Origin of the sequence: Clostridium cavendishii DSM 21758 (assembly GCF_900141845.1) — a bacterium.
GTDB lineage: Bacteria > Bacillota > Clostridia > Clostridiales > Clostridiaceae > Clostridium_AG > Clostridium_AG cavendishii.
Genome location: NZ_FQZB01000009.1, coordinates 244,647 through 256,373, shown reverse-complemented (window position 1 = coordinate 256,373; position 11,727 = coordinate 244,647). Strand labels below are relative to the sequence as shown.

Below are 11,727 nucleotides of genomic sequence, written 5' to 3'. Positions count from 1 at the left end.
TGTGCAGTTAAGAATATATAAAAAAATAAATATTGAAGCGTTATTAAAACTTATAATATTAATTGGATTTGCTTTTTCCTTTTCTTATATGATAATGACTGATAAAATTCTTCTTTATGTACATCCTAGGATTGTTCCTTATGTAAAATTCGCAATTGTAGCAATGTTGTTACTTTCATTATCTATTGTACGTGATATATTTAAGCCAAAGAGAAGGGTAAATATTACTCCTTACTTATTTTTCATTATACCTTTGTTTATGGCGTTCATATTACCACAAACTTCACCAGATTCAACTTCAATGTCATTTGGAGATAGTACAAGCAATAATCAGGTTGTAAATAAAGCAGATAGTACTACTTCAAATAATAATATAATAGATCAAGGTAAAACTAAAAGTGATAACACTGGAACAAATGCAACTGCTAGTTCAAATATTAATAAGAAAAGTTTTGGGCTAGAAATGCGAGGAGATACAATAGTTATTAGCACCGATAATTTTGTCAAATGGATAAACGAGATTTATGAAAATACTGAAAAATATGAAGGTAAGAAAATTGAACTAACAGGTTTTGTATTTAAATATAAAGACTTTAGAAAAAATGAATTTTCTCCAGCTAGGCTTATGATGGCATGTTGTTCAGCAGATTTGCAACCAATTGGTCTTTTGTGCCGTTATGATAAAACTGCAGAGTTAAAACAAGATACTTGGATAAGTGTTATAGGTAAAATAAAAATAGAAGACTATAAAGGTCAAAAAACTCCTATAATTATAGCTGAAAATATACAGAATATTGAAAAGCCTAAAAATAATTATGTTTATCCATATTAAAGCTTAAAATTAGAATACAAAATAAGTAAACTAGAAAAATCCATATATAAATCTTAATTAGGAGATATGTATAGATTTGATTTTGGGACTTCAAAATAGATTGAATACAAAATATTTATTAATATAGGGGATAAATCTCAGCATTTTTAGGCTTTAAAGTACATAGATATAGTTAATTAATGCTTTTTAGTTTTTCATTTTAAAGGGGTTTTTACCTCAGATGATTTATCCTCATAGCTTGTATGAAGTAAAGATTCAGCTTTTGGACCATCATGATCATCCATATAGTTTTTATACATATCCTGAAGTTCAGGATTCTCAGCATGTGCAAACTACGCACTTATTTTTGTTAGTTTCAGCACGTCCATTTACATTATAAGCTAGTGCACCTACAGGACAGTTATCTATACAGATTCCGCAGGCTATACATTTGTAGGGGTTCCGCCTCCGTTAATACATCCACTAGGGTAAGTCATAACTTCAATAAAAACATATTCTCTCAATTTATCATTACTTAAGAATTTGTCTATTTCATATAAGCCACTTATAACGGAAACTTTCATAGGCTCATTAGTAAGAGTAACTTGAGCTAATTTTAAAAACTATGATGCTATAAAGGAAAGATTGGATAAAGATACTCCGCTAAAGGGGTATGAAAAAAATAGAAATGTATATGCTATTATGCATGACAAAACCAAAGAAGCTATGGGAAAATGCTAAAAATTCCTTTAATCTTAATATTAATAATATAGTAAGAAGTAATCCATGTACAAATATTAATGAATTAGTGAAATATATTGAGTTATTAAACGAAGGTGTTAAGTAAAAAAATATAATTTTAATAGAAATAAAACTATTTTGAAAGTGGCCTATTTAAATAATTTTTAGTTAAATTGATGATTTTTATTTTACTTGTCCCATTTGTCTTCTGACTGTCCTCTTGGGACAGTTTTAAAATTGTGGATAGTAGCAAGGAGTAAAAAATAACTCCCTCAGTACCAGTGAGGAGATTATTAAAAACTACATATTTAATGATTTTCTTTTATTTCTTCTACTGCTTTATCAAAGATATGAGCAGTAGATTTTTTTATTTCTTTATTTATATGAATGTAAATATCATCTGTAGTTGCTACACGACTATGTCTTAATCTTTTTGATATTTCATGTGAAGAGGCTCCGTTGATATATAATATTGTTGCATGGCTATGCCTCAAGCCGTGAAAGGTTATCTTTTTAAATTTATATCTTTTTACATACTTTGTGAAGGTTGCTGTTACATAAAGTGGTCTTAATTGTCTACCATCATCCCAGGAACAAACATATTCAAATTTTATTTGGTTTCCACTTTCAAGTCAAAGTAACCCAAATATGAAGAGGATAGAATTCTAAGAGTTTAAACATTAAAAAAAACCATAATGGGAAGGTGAGTTTAATGTATAAAGTAATAGGTAAGGGATCAAGTTTTTACTTTACAAGTGTTGGTGATTATATACTAGAGAAGGCTAATCTTTCGGGTAATGAACAAATAGTGTATGTTCATCTTAAAAATATTCTTCACAGGCTAATAAGTGTTTTCAAGGGATAAAATTAAAGGGGAATGTTTTAGACAATGAATATTATTTAAAGCTATCAACTAGATATCAAAGAGCCGAGATATTAATAATAGATGATCTATTTAAGGAGAAAGTTAAAAAGAATAGGTTAGTTGGTGAATTAACAGAAGCAGACATGAAGCATATATATCCAATTATTAATTATAGATATTTTAATAAACTACCTATATATAATACATAATTTACCTTCCTAGGTTGAATTGAATATACTTGCTAATTTGAGCCGTAATTTCAGTGTGAAAATGCTTTTTGGTATTTCTTTTTTTCACTATTTATATTACATTTGTAAATTGATAGTTTTACTCATCACTACCTATTACTAAAAGTATTATATATTCATCATACTCAACAAGTACTATATCAAAAATTGTGTAAGTATAGCATCTACTAATAATAGAATTACATTCATAAATAGATTTATTATCTTCATATGGCAAATTATATATTGTTATTGGTTTATATAAATAATACTGGATACTAGTCTCAAATTCTTTTGCTTCAATAATAAGTTTTTCTAAATCAACACCGTTAATACCACTACACATTTTTGTTATAATATCTGATAATTTTGTTTCATGTGACTTTTTTAATTTAAAATGAGATGAATCTATTAATTTATCTATATCTGTTGTATCGCCAGGGCTGGCTGCCCCATACCAAAAACTTTTCATTCTATTTTTTATAGAATTTTCAAATGTAATTTCATTATTTTCGCCTATATAAAATATATCTGCATCAAAGGATACATATCTAACACCAGAATTGTACATCTGAATATTAAATTCATCTGAAGCACATGAAATTATTCCACCTAAAAAACCAGTTGTCCCATTTTCATAATAAAAACTATTACAATCTAAACTCATTATAACTTACTAAATCTCCTCTATAAATTGCTATTTATCTAGTACATAGTATATTAAAACTAAGACTAAACTTATATGAATATATTACCATATAATTTGTTAGAACTATATATTAAATAGTAATTTATGTTTTATCAATTTGAAAAAACATAGATGACATGAACAAGCATTTTAAATATGGTTGCTTTTATGGGGATTATTATTTGGAATACTTCCTAGGAAATCCGTAGGAAGGTTTCTTGTATTAAGAATACCACCTGCTAAGCGGGTGATTCTAAAGGCTTTCAGCTATGAGTAGAAAATAAAAAACCTCCGTTGTAAGGTTATAGTAGGTTTGCCGACCAATACTATAAAAAACAAGGGAGGTGTGTCCGTTATTATGGACAATAGTAGTTTAGCACATAGCAAATGGAATTGTAAATATCATATAGTTTTTAAAATAATTCAAGAGGTTATTTCTAAATTTACATCTGCACCTAATGGATATGCTATAGATTTTGGATTAACGGATAAAGGTGAAACTTTGTTAATTGAAGTTAATGATGGATATGCACTAGGGTATTATGGGCTATTTAATTTAGAATATGCAAAGTTATTGTCTGCAAGATGGGCTGAATTAACAAATACAGTTGATGAATGTGATTTTTAAATAGTAAATTTAAGCTATTAGAAGCCTAATTCAAAGTGCCCAAGGCTTAATTTATATAATTACAAGAACTTTCACTAAGTGATAATCTACTCGTTTGTTTTTATTTGGACAAGATAAAAGATATGATTAACTAGGTATAAAATGAAAATATTTAGTGGAAAAACCCTGCGTATACATTTTAAATATAGTTCATGTAATAGTATAATAGATATTGATAGTAAAGATTTAAGTTTAGAATATTTAATATTAAATAATAAATCAGAAAAAGAAAATGATTTACTAATGTTTGATACAGATATAATGTTAGTAGGATTATGTAAAAAATGCAGGGGGGGATAAAAATGGCAAGACCAACTAAATTCAGAAGAGTAGAGTTTTTTCCAGAGAATAATTATTTTGTTCCGATTGAAAAGCCTAAGTGTGAACTTGAAGAGATTCTTCTAAATATAGAAGAACTTGAAGCCATGAGACTTAAAGATATAGAAGATTTAAATCAAGAAGAATGTGCGGAAAGAATGCAAGTATCTAGGCAGACATTTCAAAATATAATTGATAGTGCTAGAAAAAAAGTAGCTATTGCATTAACTGAGGGAAAGGCAATAAATATTAGTGGTGGTTATTATACCACTAATCATTGTAGATTTAAATGTATGGATTGTGAAACTCTATATGAGATAAAGTATAAGCAAGATAAATCAGTATGTCCTAACTGTGGTTCTCAAAAGGTACTTTGTAGTAAGAAGGCAAAATTTTGTGGACGGTGGTGTAACGGTCAAAATCTTAAATAATAAAAAAATCATCCTTATAATAGTTTTATTATGAGGATGATTTTTTATTAAATAATATATTGAAAAAAATTATTAATGCTGACAGTCATGTCCATGAGCATGGCAAGAGTCTCCAGAATCTACAAGAGATCCATTAAGCCAGTTTAAGGCTACAGATTTTATATCTCCAGAGCAACCGCGAAGTACTTCTATTCCAGCTCTATTTAATACTCTTACAGCGCCTTCCCCCATATTGCCTGCAAGCATAACTTTAACACCCATATCAGCAAGAACAGTTGCAATATTTGATTTACAACCACATCCTTCTGGGGATTGGACTTTTTCAGAAGAAATTATTTCTTTAGTTTCAGTATTAACTGTAAAGACAGTAAAATACTCACAATGTCCAAAATGATCATCAATTTTATTATTACGTGATGGTAATGCTATTTTCATAATATAAACCTCCAAAAATAAATTAGCATAATAACTATAGTTATTGTCATATGCCTATTATATATTATAATAAATGTGCAAGGAATATATGTCAATGAATATATAGATATTCATAAACATTATTATTAATATAGGTTTGGAAAAATAATATCTATTTATAACTTTTAGAGAGATTTATAATTTTCAATAATTTAAAATAAATTTTTATTTAATCAATATATCGTAATATTACGATATATTGATTAAATTGAAGAAAATTTAATATTTTCTTAGAAATTTCGCTTTTTATCAAATTGACTCATTAAAAAGTAAGATATTATAATAATTTCAGATACCTATATGGGGTATATTAAGAGGAGGTAATATTCATATGTTAAAACTTTGGAAAAAATATTCATATCTAATATTAATGTTATTTTTAATTGTTGGTTTATTTGATTTTAGAGTTGGATTAATTGCAACAATATGTATGTTCGCGCCTGTTGTAGTTTCTTTCTTCAAGGGAAGATTTTGGTGTGGGAATATTTGTCCTAGAGGAAGTTTTTATGATAATTTTGTTTCAAAATTTGCAAATAAGAAAAAGACACCTAAATTTTTAAAGACGGTTTATTTTAGAATAGTAATTACTGTTCTAATGCTTACTGTTTTTACATCAGGAATGATAAAAAATTGGGGTAATATTTATGGGATGGGGTTTGTAGTTTACAGATTAATAGTAGTTACTACAATAATAGGATTAATACTTTCGTTATTATATAACGAAAGAACATGGTGTAATTTCTGTCCGATGGGAAGTATAGCAGCTTTAATTTCAAAATTTAAAAATAAAGGAAATAGAAAATTGTTACTTAAAGTGAATACAAGTTGTATATCGTGTAAATTATGTGAAAAGAATTGCCCTATGGGAATTGCGCCATATCAATATAAAGATGATTCGATAAGCCATCATGATTGCATTCAATGTGGTAAATGCGTTTATAAATGTCCTAAAAAGTCTATTAAATATTAATAAATTTGAATTGACTAGTATAACGAGTTAATTTGATTAACATCTATTATACAGCTATACAAAATAAAATCTATTAAAGTATTGAAGAGGTATACACTTTAAGGGTGTTAAATACAGAGTTTTAAGGCCAGCTTTGTTAAAAATATGGTGAGCAGTTAGGCATCTTTCACATAGTATGTACTATAAAAAATAATAAAGTTTTTATGTACACGAGGTGAGAAAATGAGTAACAGACATTATGTTTTATTAGCTACAGATGGATTAATAGAATTACCATTGGATGGAGAATTATGCACTCAAAATAGAAAAGAAGTCTACATTTTTGGTTTTACAGGTGGGCTTTTAGAAGTAGATGGTATAAAAGTTAAAGAAAATGAATATTTAGATTATAAAAATTCAGATAATTGGAGTGCTATTTTAAATAAAAAAGGGACTGCTACTATTCCTTCACCATTAGTTTGGGGAGAAGTAGGTGATAATATATATATTACTCTTATTAATATAGGAATGAAATATCTGCCTGATTTTAGAGATTTCCATACAATTCACATGCACGGGGCTCATGTCGCTACTCAATTAGATGGATTTCCTGAAAGTTCATTTGGTGTTCCAATGTGGGAGGAAACTGATCCGCTTACTGCGCCGCCTAATATAACTTATTTCTTCCATCCAGAGAATCCTGGAACATTGATGTATCATTGTCACGTAGAAGCATCAGAGCACGTTCAAATGGGGATGTATGGAGCATTAGTTATATATCCATCAATGGAAAGTTTAGCTGAAAATGGAATTACAAAGTGTGAAAGTTGTGGCTATTGGAAATTAAATGATGAATATCTGTATCACATTCCTAAAACTGCTACAAATAGAAACTTTGCATATAATAATATTCATAGTTATTTTGATAAGGAGTATGTAATGCTTTTATCTGATATTGATTCTGTATGGCATGAAAGTGTTAGAGCAGGTATTCCTTTTAATGCAGTAAACTTCAAACCAGATTTCTGGTTAGTAAATGGAAGAGCTTTTCCTGATACACTTCTTCCTCATCCTTTAACACCAAGCTATTATAGTAATAAAAATCTTACTCAAATTGACTATAATTCATATGTTCATGTAAAAACTAATGAAAAATTTTTGTTAAGGATGATTAATATGGGCTATCAAGTTGTTCCATGGCATATTCACGGTTGGCATTTTACAGTAGTAGGTAAGGATAGTCACTTAAGTCCTTTCTTAAAACTAGCTGAAAATTGTGAACATTTTGATCATGAAGCTACAGAAATGGGGTTTACTAATACAATAGGTTCTGGTGAAACCTATGATTTGATTCTTAGTGCTGATGACAAGAGAGCAGTATATAGAAATTATATTGTAAATGGACAAGATGGATTCCCTTCTCTTTGTAAACAACTTAGAGAAATTCAAAAAATAGATCCAAATTCAATATTTAATATTCCAGAAGAACCAGTAAATTGTGCTAATCCAAAGACAATAAATGATATAGAGATTTGTGATCAACCTTGCGGAGATCCAAATGATAACTTTTTCCCACAATTTTATCCAATGCATAATCATGATGACTACAAAGTTACTAATAATGGAGTTTATCCAGGTGGTCAATTAACAATGATTCAAACAGATGCTCCAGATAAAATTATGCAATAACAATAAAAACAAACAATCTGTTAAAATATTTTAATTTAAAAGACAGGCTTAAAATAGCTCTGTCTTTTAAATCTGTTAGTGAATGCCATGGGAAAATTTATTATAGGAGTATTTAGAATAAATGAAATTTAAATAGGGTAGTTAGTTTATTACTTAATTAACCAAGGAATTTAGGTGTATTTACATAATCAGAGCGAATAGCCTTTTGAAGTATTGTAAGTTGTATGTTTGAATTATCTTTTGATGCGTCATAATTATACATTGTACCACACTCATCGCACTGCAAATATTCTATATTATCTATTTGTTCTCTATTGTCAAATAGGAAAGGAAGATTGCAATCATTTTTAATATTTTCTTTAGCTACATGAGTTTCTAATTTATATGAGTATAAAAATGTTGTTTCTCGTTTTACTGTAAAATGAACTCCATTGCATTTTGGGCAAGTTAATGATTCTTGTATTTTCAAAGTAATCAATCCTTTCATAAGCTATTTAAAATGAGGATAATAATATTATGCCACAGAAAAAATTTAATATTAAAGTATTAAGAAATAGAATTAATAAATAAAGATAATAAAGTGCTTCACATAAATTTGCTTATTAATTATATATTATATTGTCCAGAAAAAGTGAGGTGATTAATATACCATGTTGTTGTAAATCTAGATGTCCTGAACATAAATGCTGTAGATGCCATGAAGGATATCATAAAGAATGTCAAGAATCTTCTATTCACTGGAAGTAGTTCTATTACAACCTGTGATAATGAGGTAAATGCAGCAACATTTAATATTATAAAGATAGGATAGGTTTTATTAATAAATATTTTAAAGGATAGAAAGTATTTAAAAATGCATTCTATTCTTTTTGCATAGTAAAAGATAAAGTTATTTATTTTCTAAATTATTAAGATCATTTAAATTATAAGAAAGACCACAATTACATCTAGTGTCACCAAATTTTAGAGAATAAGCTTGGGAGAGTTCTATATTTGATTTAACTACCCCTTTAGCAAAATCTTCATTATTTTGTGATATCATACCTAGAGCATTAGCTTTTTCCTGAGTATTTATTATAGCTCCTACAGGAACATATCTATTAGAAGGAATTCTTACTCCATTTGTAATAATAGCTCCTAAATCAATATAACAGCTATCTTCAACAATAGAATTAAAGACAATGGCATTAAAGCCGACAAAAGTATTATTTCCTATAATACATGGACCATGAATTAAAGCTCCGTGAGCAATGCTAACTTCTTTTCCTATATAAATAGAATAAGTTTCCTCATTTACAGTGAATTTCATATTTTTCAATCCATGTAAGGTTACTCCGTCTTGAATATTAGTTTTATGGTCAATATAAAATGGGGTACCTTCATCAGCTCTAAGCGTTGAATTACAGCCAATAAATACTTCACTGCAAATTCTTACGTCTCCTATAATACTAGAAAAAGGACTTATAAAAGCAGTTTTATGAATGGTTGGATATATACTAACAGGATTAAAAGAGGTAATTGGATTACTGCTAATAAAATATGAATATATATTAGAATGGTCTAGAGTATTATATTTACTCATAGTATGTCTCCTAAAAATTTATTATTATATTATACTAATATTTCATAATTGTTATGAAGAAAATAAAAAAAGTATAAGAGCTTTTATTATAGTAACAAAAAGAAAATAAAAAACATATAGTTTAATTAGAGCAATAAATTTGGAGTAGTTATGAGAGCTATATTAAAAAGCATAAAAGATAAGATTTTAAATCCAGCACCTAAGATTAAAGAAGTTGCATATAAATGGTCACAACCTCTAAAGTATACCTTAAAGCCTACTATGATAGTATATCATCATACTGCAGATGATAATCTTACGCCAGAGCAAATAGATGCAATGCATAAAAAAAGAGGATGGGCAGGAATAGGTTATCATTTTTATATAAGAAAAGATGGTACAATATATAGAGGTAGGCCAGAGAATGCAGTAGGAGCTCATGCTCCAGGAGTAAATGATAAAGCATTTGGGATTGCAGTAGAAGGAAATCTTAACAACGAAAAATTAACTCCACAACAAATGAAGAGTCTAATTGCATTATCTAGATATCTAATGAAAAAATATAATATTAAAGATTTAAAGAGACATAAAGATGTTAAGCCTACTACAGAATGTCCAGGGGCAAATTTTCCTTTTGAAGAAATTAAAACAAAATTAAAGGATTTACTATAATATAAGTATTTTTAGATTGTACTTTAAGTGTTAATTTATATTGAATTATAGTTATATAAGTTAAACAAAAAGATATTTTATATATTAATATAATATGTAGAATATCTTTTTTGACGTTTCTGCCATTGAATTAAATCTAAATCTTTTTATAAGATGAGCGTCAATGAATTGAAGTAGTCTTTCTACCTTGCCTTTAGTTTTGTAATATAGGAATTTAAATAATATGCTAATCTAAGAGTATTAATATTTTAAATAACGTCTTCTGCTTTTTTATTGCTTTTGCTTGAAAAGTGTTATAACAAGGAGTAAAATATAAAATATGGAAAATAAAGAAAAAAAGGGAAAAGAAAAATGAATGATATTTTTACAAAAAAAGAGAAAAAGTTTTTAATAGCTATGGGACTGGTTATGGGATTTAGGGAGTTGTCAATGACAATGTTGAATCCTTTTATAACTATATATGCTGCTACATTGAAGTGGGATACGCCTTTCTTATGTGGATTGTCTTTAGGGATTTACGGGTTAACAAATGCGCTTTTTCAAATTCCATATGGAAGTCTTAGTGATAGAATTGGAAGGAAGCCTGTAATTCTAATTGGGTTGATTCAACTATCTGTAGGCTTATTTTTAGCTGGCTTGGCTAAGAATATATATATTTTGATTTTTGCAAGAGCATTACAGGGATCTGGTGCTGTTATGGCAATAGCTTATTCATGGGTGGGTGATAGTATAGAGGATGAAAAAAAGAGTAGAGCAATGGGAATATCAGGAGTAATTGTTGCTTTGGGAGCAGTATTGGCATTTGCATTAGGACCAATGCTTTATAATTTGATATCTGTTAATAATATGTTTATAGGTTGTTCCTTTTTAATCTTTTTATCTATAATATTTATATTGTTTTTTATTGAAGAAAAAAGAGATGGAGATAAGATAGCAGATACTAAAAATTCAATTTTTTTAGATATAAAGCTTTTGTTAAAAAATAAGACTGTACTATTTTTAAGTATTTGTGGTTTTATTTTTAATTATATTATGTCAGAAATGTTTATGATTGTACCAGATGAATTAAAGATTAAAATAGGTGCTAATCATATGTGGTATGTATTTTTACCTGCTATTATTGTTGGGATTGTGACACTTAAAATAGCTACTAATATAGCTGATAAGAAGAATTTTGTTAATGTAACTGTAGGTGCTTTTCTGGCTATGAGTTTAGGATTTATATTGATATATCTAAAAATGTTTATTTTTATATTTATAGGGACTATATTTATTTTATCTGGATTTATGTGCCTTACATCGATATTCCCATCTGTTATAAATAAAGAGATAGAGAAGGATATGCGAGGAACAGCTAATGGTGTGTTTCAAACTATGACATTTTTGGGTTTTTTTGTTGGTCCTACAATAACAGGTTATTTTTTAGAGTACAATTTTAGTTTGCTAATTTATATTATTCCTATTACTGCAGCAATATTTGGAGCTGTATTAGTTTATAAATTAGGTCTTATTAAAAGTTACTCTAAATCATAACAGAGTATATAGTTTGTTTGTAGAGTATAAGTATATTAACAGTTTCTATATTCCATATAGTTAAATGAAACGACGTTCATTTAACTAAGAAATGATATGAT

General features: G+C 27.9%; 17 protein-coding genes and 1 pseudogene. 10 read left to right on the top strand and 8 right to left on the bottom strand.

The genetic code is table 11. The annotated features are described in order from the left end of the window. The first annotated feature begins 1 nt into the window (after position 1). Complete coding sequence (locus BUB01_RS11410; RefSeq protein ID WP_242958399.1) at positions 2–832, top strand: TIGR03943 family putative permease subunit; 831 nt, start codon at positions 2–4, stop codon at positions 830–832. A 194-nt stretch (positions 833–1,026) separates the two neighbouring features. On the opposite strand, the pseudogene BUB01_RS11405 reads toward BUB01_RS11410, so the two are convergent. The 3 genes and pseudogenes from BUB01_RS11405 to BUB01_RS11395 form a co-directional block, all read right to left on the bottom strand. Continuing rightward, positions 1,027–1,140: pseudogene (locus BUB01_RS11405) on the bottom strand (iron hydrogenase small subunit); the annotation flags it as partial. 10 nt (positions 1,141–1,150) lie between these two features. Next, positions 1,151–1,258: a hypothetical protein gene (locus BUB01_RS23970; protein WP_084108691.1), complete on the bottom strand. Its 108-nt coding sequence runs from the start codon at positions 1,256–1,258 to the stop codon at positions 1,151–1,153. Beyond that, positions 1,255–1,395, bottom strand: coding sequence for a [Fe-Fe] hydrogenase large subunit C-terminal domain-containing protein (locus tag BUB01_RS11395; RefSeq protein ID WP_084108682.1), 141 nt, complete (start codon positions 1,393–1,395; stop codon positions 1,255–1,257). The genes BUB01_RS23970 and BUB01_RS11395 overlap by 4 nt, the downstream gene beginning before the upstream one ends. Before the next feature lie 89 nt (positions 1,396–1,484). Between BUB01_RS11395 and BUB01_RS23215 the strand changes: the two genes are divergently transcribed. Next, positions 1,485–1,658 (top strand): hypothetical protein, encoded by a 174-nt coding sequence (locus tag BUB01_RS23215; protein WP_159433238.1) that lies wholly within the window; start codon positions 1,485–1,487, stop codon positions 1,656–1,658. 202 nt (positions 1,659–1,860) lie between these two features. On the opposite strand, the gene BUB01_RS22725 is transcribed toward BUB01_RS23215, so the two are convergent. Next, on the bottom strand, positions 1,861–2,166 hold the full coding sequence (locus BUB01_RS22725) for a tyrosine-type recombinase/integrase (RefSeq protein WP_084108679.1): 306 nt from the start codon (positions 2,164–2,166) through the stop codon (positions 1,861–1,863). A gap of 98 nt (positions 2,167–2,264) precedes the next feature. Here BUB01_RS22725 and BUB01_RS23210 point away from each other — a divergent pair, with 98 nt between their 5' ends. Next, entirely contained in the window at positions 2,265–2,417 is a 153-nt protein-coding gene (locus BUB01_RS23210; protein ID WP_159433237.1) for a hypothetical protein, read from the top strand. A 327-nt stretch (positions 2,418–2,744) separates the two neighbouring features. Here the strand turns inward: BUB01_RS23210 and BUB01_RS11385 are convergent, their stop codons facing one another. Next, a complete protein-coding gene (locus tag BUB01_RS11385; protein WP_072987501.1) occupies positions 2,745–3,311 on the bottom strand; it encodes a hypothetical protein in 567 nt (188 codons plus the stop codon). 379 nt (positions 3,312–3,690) lie between these two features. Between BUB01_RS11385 and BUB01_RS11380 the strand changes: the two genes are divergently transcribed. From BUB01_RS11380 to BUB01_RS11370, 3 genes are all read left to right on the top strand, one after another. Next, complete coding sequence (locus tag BUB01_RS11380) at positions 3,691–3,960, top strand: ATP-grasp domain-containing protein (protein WP_084108676.1); 270 nt, start codon at positions 3,691–3,693, stop codon at positions 3,958–3,960. Positions 3,961–4,101: 141 nt separating this feature from the next. Continuing rightward, positions 4,102–4,299 (top strand): Fur family transcriptional regulator, encoded by a 198-nt coding sequence (locus BUB01_RS11375; protein ID WP_242958398.1) that lies wholly within the window; start codon positions 4,102–4,104, stop codon positions 4,297–4,299. A gap of 2 nt (positions 4,300–4,301) precedes the next feature. Then, a complete protein-coding gene (locus tag BUB01_RS11370; protein ID WP_072987499.1) occupies positions 4,302–4,748 on the top strand; it encodes a DUF134 domain-containing protein in 447 nt (148 codons plus the stop codon). Between the two features lie 72 nt (positions 4,749–4,820). Here the strand turns inward: BUB01_RS11370 and BUB01_RS11365 are convergent, their stop codons facing one another. Further along, positions 4,821–5,183 carry a NifB/NifX family molybdenum-iron cluster-binding protein gene (locus BUB01_RS11365; RefSeq protein ID WP_072987497.1) on the bottom strand — a complete coding sequence of 121 codons (363 nt, stop codon included), beginning with the start codon at positions 5,181–5,183 and terminating at the stop codon, positions 4,821–4,823. A 370-nt stretch (positions 5,184–5,553) separates the two neighbouring features. Here BUB01_RS11365 and BUB01_RS11360 point away from each other — a divergent pair, with 370 nt between their 5' ends. Next, complete coding sequence (locus BUB01_RS11360) at positions 5,554–6,192, top strand: 4Fe-4S binding protein (protein WP_072987495.1); 639 nt, start codon at positions 5,554–5,556, stop codon at positions 6,190–6,192. A gap of 222 nt (positions 6,193–6,414) precedes the next feature. Then, on the top strand, positions 6,415–7,860 hold the full coding sequence (locus BUB01_RS11355; protein WP_072987492.1) for a multicopper oxidase domain-containing protein: 1,446 nt from the start codon (positions 6,415–6,417) through the stop codon (positions 7,858–7,860). A 157-nt stretch (positions 7,861–8,017) separates the two neighbouring features. Here BUB01_RS11355 and BUB01_RS11350 read toward each other — a convergent pair whose 3' ends face one another. Together BUB01_RS11350 and BUB01_RS11345 are read right to left on the bottom strand one after the other, a co-directional pair. Next, on the bottom strand, positions 8,018–8,329 hold the full coding sequence (locus BUB01_RS11350) for a hypothetical protein (protein WP_072987488.1): 312 nt from the start codon (positions 8,327–8,329) through the stop codon (positions 8,018–8,020). 420 nt (positions 8,330–8,749) lie between these two features. Continuing rightward, the gene (locus tag BUB01_RS11345) at positions 8,750–9,442 is read right to left on the bottom strand and encodes an LbetaH domain-containing protein (protein WP_072987485.1); all 693 of its coding nucleotides are present in this window, start codon (positions 9,440–9,442) and stop codon (positions 8,750–8,752) included. 150 nt (positions 9,443–9,592) lie between these two features. Here BUB01_RS11345 and BUB01_RS11340 point away from each other — a divergent pair, with 150 nt between their 5' ends. After that, on the top strand, positions 9,593–10,093 hold the full coding sequence (locus tag BUB01_RS11340; RefSeq protein ID WP_072987482.1) for a peptidoglycan recognition protein family protein: 501 nt from the start codon (positions 9,593–9,595) through the stop codon (positions 10,091–10,093). A 351-nt stretch (positions 10,094–10,444) separates the two neighbouring features. Beyond that, a complete protein-coding gene (locus BUB01_RS11335; RefSeq protein ID WP_072987479.1) occupies positions 10,445–11,626 on the top strand; it encodes an MFS transporter in 1,182 nt (393 codons plus the stop codon). Positions 11,627–11,727 lie beyond the last annotated feature (101 nt).